This is a genomic window from Streptomyces sp. NPDC043870, assembly GCF_056435785.1.
Map to the genome: position 1 here is coordinate 242,753 of NZ_JBWKDT010000004.1, position 20,343 is coordinate 263,095.

A 20,343-nucleotide genomic window follows, 5' to 3' on the forward strand; every position below is an offset into this window, starting at 1 on the left:
GAACCGGATGGCGGCGGGCAGGGCCCGGGGGCCGTCCCCGCCGCCTCCACTCACCCGCGGTTTCCGGAGACCGTGTCCCGTGCCGCGCGCAGCGACTCCTTGAGGGAGCCCATGGTCGCGAGGACTGCGGTCGGCTCGTACCCGCAGTGCGCCATGCAGTTGGCGCAACGCGGGTCCCTTCCGCGGCCGTACTTGTTCCAGTCGGTCTCCTCGACGAGCTCCTTGTACGTGGGCACGTACCCGTCGCTCATCAGATAACAGGGCCGCTGCCAGCCGAAGAGCGAGTAGTTGGGGATCGCCCATGCGGTGCACGGGAAGTCGACCTTGCCTTCCAGGAAGTCCAGGAAGAGGGGCGAGTGGTTCAGCCGCCAGCGCCGCCGGTTGCCGCCGGCGAAGGCCTTCCTGAACAGCTCGCGGGTCTGCTCGACGCCGAGGAAGTGCTCCTGGTCGGGCGCCTTCTCATAGGCGTACGCGGGCGAGATCATCATCTCGTCGACCTTGAGGTCGTCGTTGAGGTAGTTCAGCACCTCGACGACGGTCTGCGGGGTGTCGGTGTTGAAGAAGGTGGAATTCGTGGTGACCCGGAAGCCGCGCCGCTTGGCTTCCTTGATCGCCTCCACCGCTTCGTCGAACACGCCCTCCTTGGCGACCGACTCGTCATGGCGCTCGCGCAGCCCGTCGATATGGACGGCGAACGCGAAGAACGGCGACGGAGTGAAGTCGTCCATCTTCTTCCGCAGCAGCATCGCGTTGGTGCAGAGAAAGACGTATTTCTTACGTGCCACCAACTGCCGGACGATCTCGTCGATCTGAGGATGCATCAACGGCTCGCCGCCCGCGATCGAGACCATCGGGGCACCGGACTCCAGAACCGCGCCGACCGCCTGGGCGACCGGCATGCGCTGCTTGAGGATTCCGGCCGGGTGCTGGATCTTCCCGCAGCCCTCGCACTTCAGATTGCACGCGAACAACGGCTCCAGCTCCACGATCAGCGGAAACTTCTCACGCCTGCGGAGCTTCTGTTCAAAGAGGTAGGTCCCGACCCTGATGGTCTGACGGAGCGGCATGGCCATCTAGCTCACCTCCTGGGGAGCAGCAAAGAACGGTGCCATTCGTGGAAAGCCGGAAGGACGGCGCGGAGGACCCGGAAAGCCGATATTCCACCGCGCACCGTGCCGATACGGACCAGCTCGTGCTCAGGAGCGTCCACGACCACCCGGACGGCCGCAACCGGGCGCGGTCCCGCGGTCAGCGCGCTGTGGAGCGTCGCGGCGGACTCCATGTCCACCGCGATCGCTCCGGTCGCGGCCAGCTCGGCCCGCTCCGGGCCGCGTACGACATGGTCGGAGCCGGTCAGCGGGCCGGTGTGGACGGTCCGCCCGGGCACTGCCAGGGCCAGCGCCCGCACGAGCGTCTCCGTACCGGTGCAGGGTGAGACGCCCCAGGGGCCCCGGGTCTCGTCGGCCACGACCACATCGCCCGGGTGCATGCCCGCGGCGAGTCCGGCGCAGAAACCGGACGCGACCACCGCCGCGTCGCGCGTGTGCTCTTCCCGGAGCAGGCGCTCGAGGGCACGTTGCGCGTTCTTCGGGCCGATGCCCGTACGGAGTACGGTCACCGGGCCCGGGGCGCCGCCGCGGCCGGCCCCGCGCAGGGCGAGACGCTCGATGCCGAGCGCACACGCGATCAGCAGCGGCGGCGCCGCGGAGCCGGACGGCTCCGTGGAAACGTCCATTCAGCCCCCGTTCCGGCCGGCGAACGGTTCCCCGTGCAGATAGCGGCCGAGCGCGGTGAGCGGGAAGACCTGCCGGTACAGGTGGTAGTTGATGGAGAAGTCCCACGGGAAGCCCGTACCGGTGAAGTACGGCTCGTCCCACGAGCCGTCCGGGCCCTGCGTCCCGGTGAGGAAGACGATGCCCCGCTCGACCGCCTTGCCGTCCCGCTCCCCCGCCGCGAGCAGGGCCAGCAGCGCCCACGCGGTCTGCGAGGCGGTCGAGGCACCGTGGCCGATCCACGTCGCCTCACGGTACGAGCGCAGGTCCTCGCCCCAGCCTCCGTCGTCGTTCTGGACGGATTCGAGCCAGCTGACGGCGCGCCGGATCGCCGGGTGCGAGGCGGGCAGACCGGCCGCGGTCAGCGCCGGAACGACCGACCCCGTGCCGTAGATGTAGTTGACGCCCCAGCGCCCGAACCAGGCTCCGTTCGGTTCCTGTTCGCCGAGCAGCCACTCGATGCCGCGGCGGGTGCTCGGGTGGTGGGCCCGGCCCTCGTGGGCCAGCATCTCGACGACATGTGCGGTGACGTCGGCGGACGGCGGGTCGATGACCTCGCCGAAGTCGCAGAACGGCAGCCGGTTGGGGAACGGGCTGGTGTTGTCGGCGTCGAAGGCCGCCCAGGCGCCGTTCTTCGACTGCATCCCGAGGGTCCAGCGGCCACCGCGCGCGATCGCGGCCTCGACCCGCGACGGGTCGGGGTGCCTGACCCGGCGCAGCGCCAGGATGACCTCGGCGGTGTCGTCGATGTCGGGGTAGTTGTCGTTGTGGAACTCGAACGCCCAGCCGCCCGGGGCGAGCCGTGGTTTGCGTACGGCCCAGTCGCCGGGCCGGACGATCTCCTCGGCGAGCATCCAGTCGGCGGCCTTGACCAGCGCGGGGTGGTCGGCTGGCAGTCCCGCGTCGGCGAGCGCGATGGTGGCGAGGCAGGTGTCCCAGACCGGTGACTGGCAGGCCTCGATCATCCGCGCGCCGTCCTCGCGCCATACGGCGAACCGGTCCAGTGAGTCCAGGCCCGCGCGCAGCACCGGGTGCTGGAGGTCGTAGCCGAGCAGGTGCAGGGCGATCACCGAGTAGACGGCGGGGGGCTGGATCCCGCCCCAGCAGCCGTCGTTCTCCTGCCGCTCGATGATCCAGCGCGCCGCGCTGCTCATGGCCGCGCGGCGCAGCGGGCGCAGCGCGACCTTGTGATAGCGGTGCATCGCCTTGTCTAGGCGCTGGAAGACGCCGTCCCAACTCGCCGCTGGGGCAAGGGGCTGCGGGGGGTTGGGGCGGTGCCGGTCGGTGTGCAGCTCGTCGAGCGGGAACGGGGCGGGACGGACCGGACGCTTGGCGGAGACGATGGTGAGCGGCACGATGGTCTGCCGCGCCCAGCAGCCGAAGTCGTAGATGTTGAGCGGGAACCATGAGGGCAGATAGATCAGCTCGGGCGGCAGTTCCGGCAGGTCTTCCCATTTCCACCAGCCGAAGAGCGCGAGCCAGATGCGGGTGAAGACGCGGCCGGCGGCGATGCCGCCCTGCGCGCGGATCCAGCTCGCGGCGCGCGCCATGTGCGGGTCGTCCGGCCGGTCGCCCGCGAGGCGCAGGGCGACATACGCCTCGATGGTGGTGGAGAGTTCGCCGGGACCGCCGTAGAAGGTGGCCCAGGTGCCGTCCTCGCGCTGCTCGCCCCGGATGAACAGGGCCGCCGCGTGGGTGGTCTTCTCGTCCTGGATGCCCAGGAACTGACGGAGCAGCAGGTCCTCGGCATCCATGGTGACATTGGTCTCGAGATCGGCCTTCCACCAGCCCTCGGCGTCCTGTTTGCCGAGCAGATACTCGACGGACCGCCGTGCCGCGTGTCCGGCGGCTGTGTGGGGGTCGGTCGGGTCGGGACGGGTGTCGGTCGTTTCGCTGGCCGCGGCTGCGCGGGGTTCCGAAGCCCCTGCGCTTCCGTCGGTCGTCGCTGTCATGGCTTCCCCTTCGTGCAGTCGGATGTGCTGCTTTCGGGTCTGCCGTCGGCCGGTGCCGTGAGTGGCACCGGCCGGCGACTGCGAGCTCATATGCGGTTGATCGTGATCATCTCCGTCAAGTGACCAACTGTTCCGTACGAACCGTGATCATCTGCCCGTAGGACTGCGATCATCTCTTGCGTACGACGACGAAGTCGGCAAGCGCGACGAGCTGCGCCCGCACGCGCTCGGGCATCTCGACGCGGTCCAGCGCCGCGATCGCCGTTCCGTGCTGCCTGCGAGCCTCCTGAGAGGTCCACTCGCGGCCGCCCGCCTCATCGATCAGGGCCGCCCGGGTGGCGAACTCCGCCTCGGAGAAGCTGTCGAACTCACTGCTCTTGGCATCGGCCGCGAGCAGTTCGCCGAGGCGCTCGGAGGCCGGTCCGCCCGCGGCGAGCGCGGCGACGACCGGCAGGGACTTCTTGCGCTGGCGCAGATCGCTCCAGGTCTGCTTGCCGGTGGCCTCCGGGTCGCCCCAGATGCCGAGCAGATCGTCGACGGCCTGGAAGGCGAGCCCGAGGTGGTAGCCGTACGCCTCCAGGGCATCGGCGGTGCGGTCGTCGGCGCCGCCGAGCACCGCGCCGATGGACACGGCGCAGGCGAGCAGCGCACCCGTCTTGTTGCCCTCCATCTCCAGGCACTCCTCGACGGTGACCCGCTCGCGGTGTTCGTAGGAGATGTCCTGCGCCTGGCCGTCGATGAGCTTGCGGGTCGCGGTGGTGAGCCGGCGGGTCGCCCGGCCCGCCTCCACCGTGCCGAGCTCCAGCAGGATCTCGTTGGCCAGCGCGAACAGCGCGTCGCCGACGAGGATCGCCTGGGCGGGGCCGTGCACCTTCCAGACGGTGTCGCGGTGCCGGCGCTGCTCGTCGCCGTCCATCAGGTCGTCGTGGAGGAGCGAGAAGTTGTGCACCAGCTCCACCGCGACGGCGCCGGGGATGCCGACCACGGGCGCGGCACCGGCCGCCTCCGCGGAGATCAGGGCCAGCGCGGGGCGTACGGCCTTGCCGCCGTCGCCGTCGGCGGGGCGGCCTTGGGCGTCGATCCAGCCGAAGTGGTAGGCGGCGACGGTGTCCATGGGCGGCGCGAGCCGGTCCACGGCAGCGCGCAGCACCGGGGTGGACAAGGTCCGCCCGCGCTCGAGCAGCGCGGTCACGTCCGCGGTGTCGACAGCCGGGTTCGCCGAGGGCGCAGTCGGCACTTTCTCTCCTCTGGTTCCAGGCTTGACTCTCATGCCGCCTCCTTGAGCGGATGTTCATGGGGGCGGCCGAGGGCGGTGAGCGCGGCGCCTGCGGCGCTGAAACCGCTGCGCACGGCGCCCTCCATGGTCGCGGGCCAGCCGGTGGCGGTCCACGATCCGGCCAGGTACAGGCCGGGGGCACGGGTGCGCGCGGCCGGCCGGAGCCTGCCGACGCCGGGGGTGGGGGCGAACGTGGCGGTGCGCTCCCGGGTGACGAAGAAATCCCGTACCTCCGCGCCGCGGGCCGCGGGCAACAGCCGCTCCAGCTCCGGGAGGTAGCGCTCGCGCAGCTCGGCGACGGGGGTGTCGATCTCGTCGTCCGCGGCCGACTGGGAGAGGGCAAGATACTGTCCCGCCCGTCGCCCACGACCGCCCTTGCTCGAGGGCTCCTCGGGCCCGCCCCTCAAGAGTCCTGAGGCGTGGGTGCGGTCGAAGACCCACTGGACGGGGGTGCCGAGCGCGGCGAAGAACGGGCGGCGCAGCACCGTGCGGTCATAGATCACATGGACGTTGAGGATCGGCGCGGTGCCGATGTCGAGCAGCCGGTCGGGCTCGTCGATGGCGCCGTCGGGCAGCAGGGCGTGGGTCTCGCGCTGCGGAACGGCGAGGACGACGGCGTCCGCGTCGAGCCGCTCGGCACCCGCCGTGACGTTCCAGCGGCCGTCGCCGGCGGGGGTGACGGCGCTGACGCGGGTGCGCAGTTCGGTGCGGACTCCGGCGGAGTCCAGGGCCTTGCGGGCCAGGGTGTCGTGGAGGTCGCCGAGCGGGACATGGGCCCAGCCGATGTCGGCGGCGCCGGACTCGGAGAGCAGTCCGGTCTTGAAGACCATCGCGGCCAGGCCCATCGACGCGTTCGGCGCGGTGGCGTTGAGAGTGGCCACGCCGACGAGGTCCCAGAGGGCCTCGACGGCGCGCCGCGACTGGCCGTGGCGGCCGAGCCAGGTGGCGAAGTCGATGCCGTCGAGAGCGGGGTCGGCGGGGTCGAGCCCCTTGAGAGCGAGGGCTGCGCGCCCCACGCCGGCCCGCTCTGCGAGGGAGAGATGCGGGTACGTGGCCAGACTCGCCGCGAGGTGAAGCGGTACGGGCAGGGCGGTGCGGCGCAGCCGGCCGAGCCGCGGCCCCTGGGGATGCGCGGCGTCGAGCACGGGTACGTCGAGGCGGGGCTGCAGCGGTGCCAGGTGGGCGCCGTCGACACGGTCGAGGAACCAGCGGTAGGCGGTGCAGCAGCGCAGATACACGTGCTGGCCGTTGTCGACGGTCAGGTCGCCGCGCCGGAAGGAGAAGGCGAGGCCGCCCAGACGCGGGCGGTTCTCGACGAGGGTGACCTGCAGTCCGGCGTCGGCGAGCTGGAGCGCCGCGGTGACGCCGGCGAGTCCGCCTCCGACGACGACCGCGTGCTGCGATTCCCTGTCGTCGTTCGTCACGTGCCCTCCCCCGCCGGTGTGATGCAGTCGCTTTCGGAGGCCGATGCTGTGAGGGACGCGACACCGTGGCTGAGGGTTGCGCGCGGATTGTCCCGCTTGTCGTCAGGCTCGTCGTACGGCCTGTTGCGCGGCTTGGTGTCCTGCTTGGTGAAGTGGCGCATCAGGCACGCCTCCTGACGGACTGCCGGGAGATGTGCCGGGCGTCGAGTCCCGACAGGCCCCGGACTGCGACGTAGGCCTTCTCCCGGCCGGGCAGCGAGACACGGCCGCGCAGCACGGCCTCGGGGTCGCGCTCGATCCGGTCGAGCAGGCGCCGGTAGATGCCGGCCATCGCGGCGACACAGGCGCCGCTGCGCCGGTCGAGCATGGGCAGCAGCCGGTAGCCCTCCGCGAACAGCCCCCGGGCGCGGCGCGCTTCGAAGTGGACGAGGCCGGTGAAGTCGGCGCCGGACGGCGGCGCGGCGCGGTGGAAGCCCACCGAACAGCCGAACTTGGCGAGGTCGTCGGCGGGCAGGTACGTACGGCCGTTGCTCGCGTCCTCGCGGACGTCCCGGAGGATGTTGGTGAGCTGGAGGGCAAGGCCGAGGGTGTCGGCGTACTCGGGGGCGCGCTCGGCGCTGCGCGCGCCCGGCAGGGTGCCGAACACGCCGAGGGAGAGCCGGCCGATGGCCCCCGCGACACACCGGCAGTAGGCCTTGAGGTCGTCCCAGGTCTCGTACGTCTCGCCACGGACGTCCATCTGGACGCCGTCGATGAGCTCGTCGAGTCCGTCGAGCGGGATCGGGAAGCGGCGCGCCGCGTCCGTGAGCGCCACCGCGACCGGGTCGGTGTCGTCCTCGTCCACCGCGTCGTCGCGGATCCTGCCGAGCAGCTCACGGGTCGCTTCGAGCCGGTCCCGCTTGGCGCTCTCGGTGAGGGTGCCGTCGCCGATGTCGTCGACCCGCCGGGAGAACGCGTAGAGCGCCGACATGGCCTGCCGCTTTTCCGCGGGCAGCAGCCGGATGCCGTACGCGAAGTTGCGCGCCTGCTGTCCCGTGACGGCCTCGCAGTAGCTGTACGCGGCCTGCACCGGCGCGGACATCTGTGTGTGTCCCTCCATGCTCCGGCTCACCCCTCTCTCGGCGCTTTTCGCAACACAGCTCCTACTTCACGCACCAGCTGGGGCTTGGTGGGCTTGGGCGGTCCGGGGAGTACGTCGTGTCCGGCGGCCGCGACCGCGGCGAGCGCGGCGCGCCCCCCGCCCACGAATCCGGCGAGCAGCATCCTCAGCCTGCCGTGGACGCTACCCACGAGGGGGAGGCCTTCATCCAGCAGGGCCCCCGCGCGTTCGCACTCGTACGCGACGAGGGAGCGCACCGGTTCGCTCCCCGTCGGCGCGGCGAGATCCTCCTCGGTGACGTGGAACCGCTTCATGTCCTCGGCCGGGAGGTAGATGCGGTCGCGCTCCAGGTCCTCCGCGACGTCCTGGAGGTGCTCGACGATCTGGAGCCCGGTGCAGACGGCGTCCGAGCGGCGGATCCGCTCGGGGTTCGCGGTGCGGGTGATCGCGAGGACGAGCCGCCCGACGGGGTTGGCGGAGAGCTCGCAGTAGGCGACGAGATCCTCGTACGTCTCGTAGCGGCGTACGTGCTGGTCCTGGCGGTTGGCCTCGATGAGCCCCAGGAACGGCTCAGGGGTGAGGGAGCAACGGCGCACGGTGGGCACCAGGGCGTTCAGCAGCGGGTGGCGCGGGGTCCCGTCGGAGAAGACACGCCGGAGGTCGGCCTCGAAGGCGTCGAGCATCAGGAGGCGGTCGTCGGTCTGTGCGGGGTCCAGGCCCAAGTGGGCGGCGTCGGCGCCGCCGGGGGCCAGGTCACCGTCGCCGATGTCGTCGACGAGGCGGGCGAATCCGTAGACGGCCATGAGGTCGTCGCGCCAGGCGCGCGGCAGGAAGAAGGGGGCCACCGGAAAGTTCTCGTCGGCGGCCTTGTCGAGCGTGGTGCGCGTGGAGGCATCGGGGCGCACCTGCCGGGTACCCGTCACCGCGGGCTGCCCGGTGCGGGGACGGCACTACCCACGCGGAGCTGGAGATTTTCCGTCATTGCCGTCACATCTCCCGTTCTACACTGCCGACCCAATACATCCTATTTCGGACACGCCGCCGGTCCGCCCGAGGGCATGACCGCCCGGTGAGCGGGATTCTTCTAGGGGGTATCGCCCCACTTGCCATGAATCAGCACCGGTACAGCTTACGTTGTACAACGCCCTGGACCCTCCCGGGGTGCTGCGCGCATTACAAGAACAATGCGATACGGGATCAACCTCCCCAGAAGGAACAGGGGTTGACGGATGCTCGACGACGGACGGAAGGCCGCCCGGCCCGGGACACCGGACCCCGTCCCCGTACGCCGCGGGGCGGCCGCACGGTCAGGCTCCCCTGAGGCCGGCGACGACGTTCGCCACGGTCCGCTCGATCACCGCGCCCCGCTGCTCCGGCGGCAGCCCGCGCAGCGGGCCGTCGAGAAGCAGCAGGGACAGGCCGTGCACCGACGCCCATGCGGCAGCCTCGGCACCCGGCCGGTTGCGCTCCGGCATCCGACCGGTGGCGACCAAGGCGTCCAGCGCGGCAGTGAGCAGGGCGAACGCACGGTACTCGGGCCCCTCGCCGACCGGGGCCAGCACGTCCCAGCCCTCGGCGCCGCCGGAGAGTCCGGGGTTGCAGAAGGCCGACCGGTACAGGCCGGGCTGCGCGAGGGCGAAGTCGATGTAGCCGCGCCCCAAGGCGGCGACCCTCAGCTCGGCCGCCTCGCCGGGATCACCGGAGCGGGGCGCCTGCGCGGCGGCGCGCTCCATGGACTCGGCGAGCGCCTGCTGGCCATGGACCTTCACGGCGTACAGCAACTCGCCCTGACCGTCGAAGTGGCGGTACGCGGCGGTGGGCGAGACGCCGACACGCCGGGCCGCCTCCCTCAGGACCACCCTCTCCGGGCCACCTTCGGTCGCGAGGTCGACGGCGGCGGCGATCAGCGCGTTGCGCAGGTCGCCGTGGTGATAGCCGGCCTTGCCGCCCGCCGTGCCCGATGTTGTCGCCATGCCTTCATCCTGCACGATGTTGACAGCATTAACATGCCCTGCCAGAGTCGAGTTAACGCCGTAAACATTCTCAGGGGACACAGGGGACCGGATGCTCACCAGGATCGCCGCGCTGGCACTGCGCCGTGCGCGCCTCGTACTCGTACTGGCCGCCGCCGCGGTGGCCGTCATGGCCGTGCTCGGGACAGGAGCCTTCGGAAAGCTGCTCGGCGGCGGGTTCGACGACCCGGACGCACCCTCCACCCGGGCCCAGACCCTCATCGACGAGAAGTTCGGCGGCGAGACCGACCTCGTCTTCCTGATCTCCTCCGACGGCTCGACGGCGGGCGGCCTCTCCTCCCCCGCCGTCGAGGAGCGCGGGCGCACCATCGCGCAAGGGCTCAGAAGCGACCGCACCGTGACCAATGTGGTCTCGTACTGGGACGACAAGAGCCCACGGCTCGCCTCCGAGGACGGCGGCCAGGCCCTCGTCGCCGCCCATGTCACCGGCTCGGACGACGAGCGCGCGGACCGGGCCGAGAGGCTGATCGACAGCTACGCGGGCGACCGGGACGGGGTCTCGGTACGGGCCGGCGGGACGGCGGCGATCGGCAACGACGTCACCTCACAGGTGGCCGAGGACCTCGCGGTCGCCGAGGCCATCGCCGTCCCCGTGACCCTGGCCCTGCTCGTGCTCGCCTTCGGCAGTCTGATCGCCGCGCTGCTGCCCCTGGTCATCGGGCTGATCGCGATCGCCGGAACCTTCGCCGAGCTCTTCGTGCTGGGATCGCTGACCGATGTCTCGGTCTTCTCCGTCAACCTCACCACGGCGCTCGGCCTCGGCCTCGGCATCGACTACGCGCTGCTGCTGGTGAGCCGCTTCCGTGAGCAGCTGGCGGCCGGCGACGAGGTCCCGGACGCGGTGGTCACCACCGTCCGCACGGCGGGCCGGACCATCGTGTTCTCGGCCGCCACCGTGGCCGCGGCGCTCGCCGCGCTGCTCGTCTTCCCGCCGTTCTTCCTCCGCTCCTTCGCCTACGCCGGTATCGGCGTCGTCGTGGTCGCGGTGCTCGCCGCCCTGTTCGTCGTGCCGCCGCTGCTGGTCCTGCTGGGGCACCGGGTCAACAAGGGCCGGCTGCCCTGGGCGACGTCGGTGCAGAGGCCCGACGCACCCCTGTGGGGGCGTCTCGCGGGGACCGTGATGCGCCGGCCGGCGCTCACCGCGCTGCCCGTGCTCGCGGTCCTGCTGCTGGTGGCGAGCCCACTGCTCGGTGTCACCTTCGGCACGCCGGACGAGCGGGTGCTCCCCGAGGACGCGGCGAGCCGTCAGGTCGCCACCGCCGTCCAGCAGGACTTCGCGGGCGACGACACCGGCTCCGTACAGGTCGTGACCACGGGCCCTGTCGCCCCCGGTCCGCTCGCCGCGTACGCGGGCGAGCTGTCCCGGCTCGACGGCGTCGTACGGGTGGACGCGAGCAGCGGTACGTACACGGAAGGCGCGGCCGGCCGCGCAGCCCCGCAGAGTGCGGCACTCGGGCGCCCCGACGCCCAGCGGCTGGTCGTCGTCACCTCCCTCGCGCCGAAGTCGGACGCGGCGCAGGACCTCGTGCACGACATCCGTGCCGTGCCCGCGCCGGACGGCGCCCAGGCCCTGGTGGGCGGCGACGACGCCAGGCTGGTCGACTCGAAGTCGGCCATCTCCGACCGGCTGCCGCTCGCCGTCGGCATGATCGTGGTGTCGACGTTCCTGCTGCTCTTCCTGTTCACGGGCAGTGTCGTGCAGCCGCTGCGCGCGCTGGTGCTCAACGCGATCAGCCTGTCGGCCGCGGTCGGCGTGATGGTGTGGGTCTTCCAGGACGGCCATCTGGCCTCGCTGCTCGGCTTCACGCCGCAGCCGCTCGACACATCCATGACCGTGCTGCTCTTCTGCGTCGCGTTCGGTCTCTCGATGGACTACGAGGTCTTCGTCACCAGCCGGATGAAGGAGCTGCACGATGACGGCGCGGACCGTACGACGACGGTGACGGCGGGGCTGTCCCGCACCGGGCGGATCGTGAGCATGGCCGCCGGGCTGCTCGCGGTGAGCTTCTTCGCGTTCGGCACCAGCGAGATCACCTTCCTGCAGATGTTCGGACTCGGCAGCGGGCTGGCCATCGTCATCGACGCGGTGGCGGTGCGCGGGGTGCTCGTACCGGCCGCGATGCGGCTGCTGGGGCGCCGGGCCTGGTACGCGCCGAAGGCGCTGCGCAGGGTCCATGCGCGGGTGGGCCTGCGGGAGGCTCCCGCGGAGCAGCCGCGTACTCCCGCCGGTGTCTGAGCGCCGCGCGCCTGGCGAAAGCGTCACGGCCCCCACCGGAGTGATCCGGCGGGGGCCGTGTTCTGCTGCGGAATGCCCAGGGATGCCGAGGGATGCCGAGGGAGCGGGAACTACTTCCCGGTCTCCTTCTCGTACGCCTTGAGGACCTCGGCCGTCGGGCCGTCCATCAGCAGTTCACCCTTCTCCAGCCACAGGACCCGGTCACAGGTGTCCCTGATCGAGCCCAGGCTGTGGCTGACCAGGAAGACCGTGCCCGCGTGCTGCCGGAGCTCGCGGATACGCTCCTCGGAGCGGATCTGGAACTTGCGGTCACCGGTGGCCAGCGCCTCGTCGATCATGAGGACGTCGTGGTCCTTGGCCGCGGCGATCGCGAACCGGAGCCGGGCGCCCATACCGGAGGAGTACGTGCGCATCGGCAGGGTGATGAAGTCACCCTTCTCGTTGATGCCGGAGAAGTCGACGATCTCCTGGTAGCGCTCGCGGACCTCTTCGCGGGACATGCCCATGGCCAGGCCGCCGAGGATGACGTTGCGCTCGCCGGTCAGATCACCCATGAGGGCCGCGTTGACGCCCAGCAGGGACGGCTGGCCGTCGGTGTAGACCTTGCCGCTCTCGGTGGGCAGCAGGCCCGCGATGGCGCGCAGCAGGGTCGACTTGCCGGAGCCGTTGGTGCCGATGAGACCGATGGCCTCGCCGCGGTAGGCGGTGAAGGAGACACCGCGTACGGCATGCACCTTGCGGATGCCGCGGGACTCTCCGCGCTCGCGCTTGAGTATCCGGCTCAGCGCGGCGGTCGCACTGCCCTTGCCACCGCTTCCGCCGCTGACGCGGTAGACGATGTGCACGTCGTCGGCGATGACGGTGGGCACACGGGCATCGGTCAGGTCACTGGTGCGGTCAGCCACGGCCATAACGCTCCTCAGCCTTCCAGAAGTAGATGAACCCGGCCGCACCCAGCAGCACTGACCACAGCAGTCCGGCGAGCCAGACGTGCGAGGGCAGGTTGGACGAGTCGTACCCGTCGATCACGGCGAAGCGGATGAGGTCCATGTAGATCGCCGCGGGGTTGTACATGAGGACGTCGGCGATCCAGGCCGGCTGGTCCGCGAGCATCACCTTGATGGAGAACATGACGCCGGAGCCGTACATCCAGGTACGCATGACGAACGGCATCAGCTGGGCGAGGTCGGGGGTCTTGCTGCCCAGCCGGGCCATGATCAGCGCAAGGCCGACGTTGAAGACGAACTGCATGGCCAGCGCCGGTACCACCAGCAGCCAGCTGAGCGACGGGTAGCTGCCGAACCCGACCGCGACGAGCACCACCACGATCATGGAGAACAGCAGCTGCTGCAGCTGCTGCAGCGCGAAGGAGATCGGCAGCGAGGCGCGCGGGAAGTGCAGGGCGCGCACCAGTCCCAGGTTGCCCGAGATCGCCCGCACACCGGCCATCACCGACGTCTGCGTGAAGGTGAAGACGAACACACCCGTCACCAGGAACGGGATGTACGTCTCCTTCGACATCCCGCGTCCCGCGTCGAGGATGAGGCCGAAGATCAGGTAGTAGACGAAAGCATTGAGCAGTGGGGTCGCCACCTGCCACAGCTGGCCGAGCTTGGCCTGGCTGTACTGCGCCGTGAGCTTCGCCGAGGAGAAGGCCAGGATGAAGTGGCGGCGGCCCCAGAGCTGCCTGACGTACTCGACGAGCCCCGGTCGGGCACCGCTCACCGACAGGCCGTACTTGCCGGCCAGCTCCGCCGGTGTCAGTCCGGCGTCGGGAGATGGCGGAGCGCTCGTCGCGATCGCACCGTCATGGGTTGTGTCACTCACAAGTTGAAACTTTCGTGTTCAAGATGCGCGGCAGATGGGCGCTCAGTTGGCGGCCAGGACCCGGGTGCGCCCGATGCTCTCAGACCTGGGCCTGTCAGACGACAGGCGGTCGGCCCAGTCGGGTCAGCCGCCATACCGTACGCCACTTCATGGGGCGGCGGGGCCCGCACGGAGTGGTCCAGCCCTCCTTGAATCCGGAGAACCAGGCCTTGAGCGCCGGAACGGTGGGCCGCCTCAGGAGAGTGAGGAGAATCCACACCCCGAGGTAGACCGGCACCAGAGGCGCGGGGAGGTTGCGGCGTGCCAGCCACACCCGGTTGCGGGCCACCATGCGGTGATAGACCGCGTGCCGCGACGGCGGCATGGTCGGGTGGAACAGCACCATGTCGGAGCGGTAGTCGATCATCCAGCCGGCGTCCAGGGCACGCCAGGCGAGATCGGTCTCCTCGTGCGCGTAGAAGAACTCGTCCGGGAGTCCGCCGACCTGGGCGAGGACCTTCGTACGGACCGCGTTGGCGCCGCCGAGGAAGGTCGTCACACGCGAGGAGCGCATCGGGTCGGAGGCCCGCAGCCGCGGGACGTGGCGCCGCTGGGTGAGTCCGGTCTCCGGGTCCGCGATGCGGAAACTGACGATGCCGAGGCCGGGATCCTCCGAGAACGCCCGGCGGACCAGTTCGGCGGTGTCCGTGTTCGGCAGCAGGCCGTCGTCGTCGAGGAACAGCAGGACGTCGACGTCGGTGCCGGACGGGCCGAAGGCTTCGATGCCGACGTTGCGGCCGCCGGGGATGCCCAGATTGTCCGGCAGGTCGACCGAGCGGACTCCGTCGGGGAGGCCGGTGACCGGTGCGCCGTTGCCGACGACGACCACCTCGACCGGGTCGCCCTCCTGCTTGGCGACCGAGTCGATCAGTGCACGCAGATCGTCGGGCCGGTTGCCCATGGTGATGATGACGGCGCCGAGCTTCAGGGTGTTCATCCGCTCACCTCAGCCTGCTGGACGCGAGGACGGACACCAGGTGGAGCACGGTCTGCAGCATGGCGATACCGGCCAGCACCGCGACGCCGAGGCGGGAGAAGAACAGGTCGCCCCGGACCTGGTCGAGGATCGCCAGCACCAGGATGAGCAGGGAGGCCTCGATGCCGAGGACCAGCCGGTGGAACTTCAGCGCGGCAGCGGCCCGGCGGGCGAGCGCCATACCGGACGAGCGCGGCTCGGCCGCCGCTTCCTTGACCGGCTCCATCCCGGCCTGGTGCCGGGCGACGCCGACCAGGTCGGTCTCGGCCTTGATCAGGATCGCGCCGAGCGCCGCGAGCGTGCCGAGGAAGGCCCACAGCCAGTCGATCTGCCCACTGCCCCACAGGTCGGCGGAGCGCAGGCCGAAGCCGACCAGGACCGCCGCGTCGCACAGGTAAGCACCGACCCGGTCCAGGTAGACACCGGAGAGGGAGTACTGCTTCTTCCAGCGGGCGACCTCGCCGTCCACGCAGTCCAGCAGCAGGTAGAGCTGGACCATCACCACGCCGAGGACGGCTCCCCAGATGCCCGGCACCAGCAGGGCCGGGCAGGCCAGGACGCCGGCGAGGGTCATCAGGTAGGTCAGCTGGTTCGGCGTGACCTTGGTGCCGACCAGGACGCGGGTGATGCGCAGGGAGATCTCGCGCATGTACAGGCGGCCGCCCCAGTGCTCGCCGCTGCGCCGGTCCTTCACTCCCGCGGGGTGAACGACCGGGCGCAGCTCAGCTACGGATGGTTTTGGCATAGTCGGCGTACGCGTCCCTGATCTGATCGGTGGACAGGTCGAGGTGCTCGAGGATGGTGAAGCGTCCGGGGCGGGTCTGCGGCGCGTACTCCACGGCGTCGACGAACTCGTCGACGGAGAAGCCGATCTCCTCGGGGAACACTGGCAGGCCGTGCTTGCGGAGCACCTCGGCGAAGAGAGCGGACTCCTCGTGGGCGCCGCGCAGGTGCATCGCGAAGGCGGCGCCCATTCCGACCTGCTCGCCGTGGCTGGCGGCCCGCTTCGGGTGGAGCAGGTCGAAGGCGTGGCTGATCTCGTGGCAGGCACCGGACGACGGCCGGGAGTCACCGCTGATCGACATGGCGATCCCGGAGAGCACCAGCGCCTCGGCGAGGACGGTGAGGAACTCGTCGTCCCCGACGCCTCCCGGGTGGCGAAGGACAGCCTCCCCCGCGGTACGGGCCATGGCGGCGGCCAGTCCGTCGACCGGCTCGCCGGTGATCCGGTGGGACAGCTCCCAGTCGGCGATCGCCGAGATGTTGGAGATCGCGTCCCCGATGCCCGAGCGCACGAAGCGTACGGGGGCGTCGCGGACCACGTCGAGGTCGATGACCATGGCGATCGGCGAGGGGACGCCGTAGGAGCCGCGTCCGTTGTCGTTGTCGAGGATGGAGATCGGCGAGCACAGGCCGTCGTGGGCGAGGTTCGTCGCCACGGCGACCATCGGCAGGCCGACGCGCGCGGCAGCGTACTTCGCCACATCGATGATCTTGCCGCCGCCGAGACCCACGACCGCGTCGTAACGCTTGCCCTTGATGTCGTCGGCGAGCTTCACCGCGGAGTCGATCGTGCCGTCGGTCACGTCGTACCAGGCAGCGCCGGGCAGCACGGGGGCCAGCCGTTCGCGCAGCGCCTGGCCGGAGCCGCCGCTGATCGCGATCGCGAGCTTGCCGGAGCCGGAGATCCGCTGGTCGGCCAGGAGACCGGCCAGGTCGTCCAGCGCGCCCGGGCGAATGTCGACGACGACCGGCGACGGGATGAGCCGGGTCAGTACTGGCACGCGATCTCCCGGCCCTTGGCGAGGTCGTCGTGGTTGTCGATCTCGACCCACTTCACGTCGCCGATCGGCGCCACGTCGATCCGGAAGCCGCGGTTCACGAGCTCCTGGTAGCCGTCCTCGTAATAGAGGTCGGGGTCGCGCTCGAAGGTGGCCTTCAGGGCGTCGGCGAGCTCCTCGGCGGCTTCGGGCTCGATGAGGGTGACGCCGATGTACTCGCCGGTGGCGGTGGCCGGGTCCATCAGCTTGGTGATCTTCTGCACGCCCTTGCCGTCGGCGGTGATCACCTTCATCTCCTCGTCGGCGAGGTGCTTCACCGCGTCGAGGGCGAGGATGATCCGCCGGCCCTCGCCGCGGGCGGCGAGCAGCGTCTTCTCGACGGAGACCGGGTGGACGGTGTCGCCGTTGGCGAGGATCACGCCCCGCTTGAGGACGTCACGGGCGCACCACAGGGAGTAGGCGTTGTTCCACTCCTCGGCCTTGTCGTTGTCGATGAGGGTGAGCTTGAGGCCGTACGTCGCCTCGAACTCGTCCTTGCGCGCGTACACGGCTTCCTTGCGGTAGCCGACGACGACGGCGACCTCGGTGAGGCCGATCTCACTGAAGTTCTTCAGCGTCAGGTCGAGGACCGACAGGGCTGCCCCGTCCTGTTCCGGGCCTACCGGCACGAGGGCCTTCGGAAGCGTGTCGGTGTAGGGACGCAGACGCCGTCCGGCACCGGCTGCCAGTACGAGGCCGATCATGCGGGTTCTCCTTCGTCATGTACGGCGGGTGCTCCGGAGGACACCCAGAAGCGGATGGACTCCACGAGCACCACGAGTGCCACGGCCACCGCGAGGACCGTCAGCGCGATCGTGAACTGCGGGGCGCCGAGCAAGGCGGCGAGCAGTGCGACCGCAAGGGTTCGTCCCTCGTGCCCGCCGACCGCACGGACCAGCCAGTGCGGGGGCGCGCCGGTGCCGCCGCGGATGCGGTACACCGTGTCGTAGTGATGGTAGGCGACCGCGGCCACCAGCCCGAAAGCCGCTGGAAGGGCACCGTTCACATCGGCCCGGACGGCGAGCAGCAGGATCGTTCCGTATTCGGCGGCGCGGAAGACCGGGGGCACGAGCCAGTCGAGGGAGCCCTTGAGGGGGCGGGCGACGGCGAGGCCCGAGGTCAGGGCGTAACCGAAGGCGGCGACGACCGGCCAGGGGCTGCCGTACGGCGTGAGCCAGGCGGTGGCGGTGACCGCGACCGCGCCCAGCGCGGCGATCGCCACGGGGGCGATCGCCGGCAGCCTGCGGGCCACGCCCTTGAACGCTCCCGCGAAACCCTCGGCGAGCGGTCCGGAGTCGGCGAGGTCCGCGAGCGCCCGGGCGGCGCGGTCGGTCCGCCGCGCCTTGCGCGTGAGCGAGCGCAGCACCCGGCCCGCGGTGGTGTACGTGGCGGCGAAGGCACAGCCGATGAGCAGCGCGTAGAAGACGATGCGGGGCGTGGCCACGGCCGTCAGTACGGCGATCATGGCCCAGCGCTCGCCGATCGGCAGCACGATCATGCGGCGCACCCAGACCGTCCAGCCGACGCTGTCGAGCTTGTCGGAGAGGGCGGCGGTGGGGCTCGTGTTGGACACCGCGTCGTGGTTCGCCTCGTTGAAGGAGAAGTCCACGACGTGGCGGCAGGTCTGCAGCACCATCGCGCCGAGGGCCAGGGCCCAGACGTCGTCCCCTCCGGCGGATGCGCCGAGCGCGAGGCCCGCGTAGTACGCGTACTCCTTGGCCCGGTCGAAGGTGGCGTCGAGCCAGGCGCCCATCGTCGAGTACTGCAGGGAGTAGCGGGCGAGCTGCCCGTCGGTGCAGTCCAGGACGAAGGAGAAGAGGAGCAGTACGCCTGCGGCGACGTATCCGCCGCGCGTACCCGTGGCGGCACAGCCCGCCGCTATCAGCGCGGTGATCAGCGAAGCGGTGGTGACCTGGTTGGGGGTCAGTCCGCGGCGCGCGCACCAGCGGGCGATGTAGCGCGAGTACGGGCTGATGAAGAACGTGGTGAAGAAGCCGTCGCGGGCCTTCACGGCGGAGCGCAGCCGTACGGCCTCGTCATCGACGGCGGCGACGGCCTGCCGGGCCTCGTTACGGGCCTGGGCGTCGCCGGGCACGGTCGCGACGAGCGACCCCAGCTCGGGCCGGTGCGGCGTGACGCCTTCGGCATCGATCGACTCGGCGACCCCGTCGGCCGGCACAGGCGTGCCCCTGGCTGCGCCCAGCGCGGCCAGCAGCGCGCTGCGCGCCTCCGGCTGGGCCGTGACCGCGCCGGGGATCGCGGAGGCGGGGAAGCGGGGGTCCGTCAGGCCGAGGCGGAGGGCGTGGACGTGGCCGACGAAGCGGGGGTCGACGAGGGCGACGCGCTCGGCGGCCGGGGCCGCGGCGAGCAGCGCCGCGGTCTCGTCGGCTCCCGAGGCGATGCGTACGTCGAAGCCCAGCGACCGCAGATCGCCTTCGAGCGGCGATCCGGGTACCGGCGGACCGGTGAGGATTGCGGTCGGCAGACGGACTCACTCCTTGGCGCTGAACAGGTGGGTGTGCGCGGCGGCTCGGCCCGGGACCGGGCGGCGGCACGTCGGCAGAGGCTATCGGATGAACGGAAACGCGAGTTCACCGAGGTTTCCCGGTGACGACACTCCCGCTCACCCCTGCGGCCGTCTGCTACGGCTGGGCATCCCTGCCACAGCCAGGCCGCCGGGGTGCGGACCGAGATCATCATTATCGATCAGTGCCTCACCCCACAAACCGCGGCAGGAGGCGCCCAGAGCCTGTCCTCCGGATCAGGCCGGATCAGGCCGGATCAGTGAGCGGGTCCGGTGCGTGCGAGTGTGCGTGCCAGGCGTCCCGGGCCAGGCGGGAGTTCTCAAACACGGCCTAGGGTGGCGGGCATGACATGGCTGATCACAGGTGGAGCGGGGTACATCGGGGCGCACGTGGCGCATGCCATGGCGGGGGCCGGGGAGCGGGCGGTCGTGCTCGACGACGTGTCGACGGGAATTCCCGGGCGACTGCCCGAGGGGGTGCCGCTGGTGCACGGATCGCTGCTGGACCGGGAGCTGCTGGACCGTACGCTCGCCGGGCACGCGGTCACGGGAGTCGTGCATCTGGCGGCGAAGAAGCAGGTCGGCGAGTCCGTCGAGCAGCCGCTGCACTACTACCGGGAGAACGTGCACGGACTGACCGTGCTGCTGGAGGCCGTCGCCGCCGCGGAGGTGAAGCGGTTCCTCTTCTCGTCGTCCGCCGCCGTGTACGGGGTGCCCGATGTGGACCTCATCACGGAGGACACCCCCGCCGTACCGATCAATCCGTACGGCGAGACAAAGCTCACGGGCGAGTGGCTGGTGCGCGCGACGGGACGGGCGCACGGCATCGCCACCGCCTGTCTGCGGTACTTCAACGTCGCGGGCGCGGCCCGGCCGGAGCTCTCCGACACCGGGGTCTTCAACATCATCCCGATGTTCTTCGACCGGATCAGCCGCGGTGAGGCCCCGCGGATCTTCGGCGACGACTACCCCACCCCGGACGGCACCTGCATCCGTGACTACATCCATGTCGCCGATCTGGCCGACGCGCATCTGACGGTGGCCCGACGGCTGGCCGGCCAGAACGGCGCCGGGGACCTGACCGTGAACATCGGGCGCGGCGAAGGGGTGTCGGTGCGCGAGCTCGCCGGGCTCGTCGCCGAGGTGACCGGCCACGCCACGCCCGCGGTCGTCGGGCCGCGTCGGCCCGGGGACGCCGCGCGGGCCGTCGCCTCGGTCGACCGGATCGGCGAGGAGCTGGGCTGGACGGCCTCGCGAGGGGTGCGCGAGATGGTCGAGTCGGCGTGGGAGGGCTGGCTGCTGCGGCATCCCGAGGCGGCCGCCCACTGATCGTCACGAGGCTCTGACCTGCGTACATAACCGCAG

The 20,343-nt window shown here is 70.9% G+C and carries 18 protein-coding genes; 2 read left to right on the top strand and 16 right to left on the bottom strand.

Annotated elements, in window-relative coordinates:
• Positions 1–50: 50 nt before the first annotated feature.
• The 9 genes from hpnH to AC0699_RS07575 form a co-directional block, all read right to left on the bottom strand.
• A complete protein-coding gene (gene hpnH / locus AC0699_RS07535; RefSeq protein ID WP_478656867.1) occupies positions 51–1,073 on the bottom strand; it encodes an adenosyl-hopene transferase HpnH in 1,023 nt (340 codons plus the stop codon).
• A 5-nt stretch (positions 1,074–1,078) separates the two neighbouring features.
• Complete coding sequence (locus tag AC0699_RS07540; RefSeq protein WP_478656869.1) at positions 1,079–1,735, bottom strand: phosphorylase family protein; 657 nt, start codon at positions 1,733–1,735, stop codon at positions 1,079–1,081.
• Positions 1,736–3,724 carry a squalene--hopene cyclase gene (gene shc, locus AC0699_RS07545; RefSeq protein ID WP_478656872.1) on the bottom strand — a complete coding sequence of 663 codons (1,989 nt, stop codon included), beginning with the start codon at positions 3,722–3,724 and terminating at the stop codon, positions 1,736–1,738.
• Between the two features lie 169 nt (positions 3,725–3,893).
• Positions 3,894–4,994: a polyprenyl synthetase family protein gene (locus AC0699_RS07550; RefSeq protein ID WP_478656875.1), complete on the bottom strand. Its 1,101-nt coding sequence runs from the start codon at positions 4,992–4,994 to the stop codon at positions 3,894–3,896.
• Positions 4,991–6,424: a hydroxysqualene dehydroxylase HpnE gene (gene hpnE, locus AC0699_RS07555; protein ID WP_478656878.1), complete on the bottom strand. Its 1,434-nt coding sequence runs from the start codon at positions 6,422–6,424 to the stop codon at positions 4,991–4,993. The genes AC0699_RS07550 and hpnE overlap by 4 nt, the downstream gene beginning before the upstream one ends.
• Positions 6,421–6,585 (bottom strand): hypothetical protein, encoded by a 165-nt coding sequence (locus tag AC0699_RS07560; RefSeq protein ID WP_478656880.1) that lies wholly within the window; start codon positions 6,583–6,585, stop codon positions 6,421–6,423. The genes hpnE and AC0699_RS07560 overlap by 4 nt, the downstream gene beginning before the upstream one ends.
• Entirely contained in the window at positions 6,585–7,523 is a 939-nt protein-coding gene (gene hpnD, locus AC0699_RS07565; protein ID WP_478656882.1) for a presqualene diphosphate synthase HpnD, read from the bottom strand. Before hpnD ends, AC0699_RS07560 begins: the two co-directional genes overlap by 1 nt.
• 8 nt (positions 7,524–7,531) lie before the next feature.
• Positions 7,532–8,446 (bottom strand): squalene synthase HpnC, encoded by a 915-nt coding sequence (hpnC, locus tag AC0699_RS07570; protein WP_478656885.1) that lies wholly within the window; start codon positions 8,444–8,446, stop codon positions 7,532–7,534.
• A gap of 384 nt (positions 8,447–8,830) precedes the next feature.
• On the bottom strand, positions 8,831–9,496 hold the full coding sequence (locus tag AC0699_RS07575) for a TetR/AcrR family transcriptional regulator (protein ID WP_478656887.1): 666 nt from the start codon (positions 9,494–9,496) through the stop codon (positions 8,831–8,833).
• Between the two features lie 91 nt (positions 9,497–9,587).
• Here AC0699_RS07575 and AC0699_RS07580 point away from each other — a divergent pair, with 91 nt between their 5' ends.
• Positions 9,588–11,792 carry an MMPL family transporter gene (locus AC0699_RS07580; protein ID WP_478656889.1) on the top strand — a complete coding sequence of 735 codons (2,205 nt, stop codon included), beginning with the start codon at positions 9,588–9,590 and terminating at the stop codon, positions 11,790–11,792.
• Between the two features lie 110 nt (positions 11,793–11,902).
• On the opposite strand, the gene AC0699_RS07585 is transcribed toward AC0699_RS07580, so the two are convergent.
• The 7 genes from AC0699_RS07585 to AC0699_RS07615 all read right to left on the bottom strand — a co-directional run bounded on the left by AC0699_RS07585 (position 11,903) and on the right by AC0699_RS07615 (position 18,882).
• The gene (locus AC0699_RS07585) at positions 11,903–12,703 is read right to left on the bottom strand and encodes an ABC transporter ATP-binding protein (RefSeq protein WP_478656892.1); all 801 of its coding nucleotides are present in this window, start codon (positions 12,701–12,703) and stop codon (positions 11,903–11,905) included.
• Complete coding sequence (locus AC0699_RS07590; RefSeq protein WP_478656895.1) at positions 12,690–13,619, bottom strand: ABC transporter permease; 930 nt, start codon at positions 13,617–13,619, stop codon at positions 12,690–12,692. Before AC0699_RS07590 ends, AC0699_RS07585 begins: the two co-directional genes overlap by 14 nt.
• Before the next feature lie 94 nt (positions 13,620–13,713).
• Complete coding sequence (locus AC0699_RS07595; protein WP_478657209.1) at positions 13,714–14,586, bottom strand: glycosyltransferase family 2 protein; 873 nt, start codon at positions 14,584–14,586, stop codon at positions 13,714–13,716.
• 13 nt (positions 14,587–14,599) lie between these two features.
• Positions 14,600–15,379 carry a CDP-alcohol phosphatidyltransferase family protein gene (locus AC0699_RS07600; protein ID WP_478656898.1) on the bottom strand — a complete coding sequence of 260 codons (780 nt, stop codon included), beginning with the start codon at positions 15,377–15,379 and terminating at the stop codon, positions 14,600–14,602.
• On the bottom strand, positions 15,357–16,418 hold the full coding sequence (locus tag AC0699_RS07605) for an iron-containing alcohol dehydrogenase family protein (RefSeq protein ID WP_478656901.1): 1,062 nt from the start codon (positions 16,416–16,418) through the stop codon (positions 15,357–15,359). Before AC0699_RS07605 ends, AC0699_RS07600 begins: the two co-directional genes overlap by 23 nt.
• Complete coding sequence (locus tag AC0699_RS07610) at positions 16,406–17,158, bottom strand: phosphocholine cytidylyltransferase family protein (RefSeq protein WP_469766592.1); 753 nt, start codon at positions 17,156–17,158, stop codon at positions 16,406–16,408. The genes AC0699_RS07605 and AC0699_RS07610 overlap by 13 nt, the downstream gene beginning before the upstream one ends.
• Positions 17,155–18,882: a DUF5941 domain-containing protein gene (locus AC0699_RS07615; RefSeq protein WP_478657211.1), complete on the bottom strand. Its 1,728-nt coding sequence runs from the start codon at positions 18,880–18,882 to the stop codon at positions 17,155–17,157. Before AC0699_RS07615 ends, AC0699_RS07610 begins: the two co-directional genes overlap by 4 nt.
• A 441-nt stretch (positions 18,883–19,323) precedes the next feature.
• Here AC0699_RS07615 and galE point away from each other — a divergent pair, with 441 nt between their 5' ends.
• A complete protein-coding gene (galE, locus tag AC0699_RS07620; protein WP_478656905.1) occupies positions 19,324–20,307 on the top strand; it encodes a UDP-glucose 4-epimerase GalE in 984 nt (327 codons plus the stop codon).
• Positions 20,308–20,343 lie beyond the last annotated feature (36 nt).

Coding starts and splice junctions, on each gene's coding strand:
- AC0699_RS07585 (WP_478656892.1), bottom strand. CDS start 12,703: ATGGCCGTGGCTGACCGCACCAGTGACCTGACCGATGCCCGTGTGCCC.
- AC0699_RS07610 (WP_469766592.1), bottom strand. CDS start 17,158: ATGATCGGCCTCGTACTGGCAGCCGGTGCCGGACGGCGTCTGCGTCCC.
- AC0699_RS07550 (WP_478656875.1), bottom strand. CDS start 4,994: ATGAGAGTCAAGCCTGGAACCAGAGGAGAGAAAGTGCCGACTGCGCCC.
- AC0699_RS07540 (WP_478656869.1), bottom strand. CDS start 1,735: ATGGACGTTTCCACGGAGCCGTCCGGCTCCGCGGCGCCGCCGCTGCTG.
- AC0699_RS07600 (WP_478656898.1), bottom strand. CDS start 15,379: ATGCCAAAACCATCCGTAGCTGAGCTGCGCCCGGTCGTTCACCCCGCG.
- AC0699_RS07575 (WP_478656887.1), bottom strand. CDS start 9,496: ATGGCGACAACATCGGGCACGGCGGGCGGCAAGGCCGGCTATCACCAC.
- hpnH (WP_478656867.1), bottom strand. CDS start 1,073: ATGGCCATGCCGCTCCGTCAGACCATCAGGGTCGGGACCTACCTCTTT.
- shc (WP_478656872.1), bottom strand. CDS start 3,724: ATGACAGCGACGACCGACGGAAGCGCAGGGGCTTCGGAACCCCGCGCA.
- AC0699_RS07580 (WP_478656889.1), top strand. CDS start 9,588: ATGCTCACCAGGATCGCCGCGCTGGCACTGCGCCGTGCGCGCCTCGTA.
- hpnD (WP_478656882.1), bottom strand. CDS start 7,523: ATGGAGGGACACACACAGATGTCCGCGCCGGTGCAGGCCGCGTACAGC.
- galE (WP_478656905.1), top strand. CDS start 19,324: ATGACATGGCTGATCACAGGTGGAGCGGGGTACATCGGGGCGCACGTG.
- AC0699_RS07560 (WP_478656880.1), bottom strand. CDS start 6,585: ATGCGCCACTTCACCAAGCAGGACACCAAGCCGCGCAACAGGCCGTAC.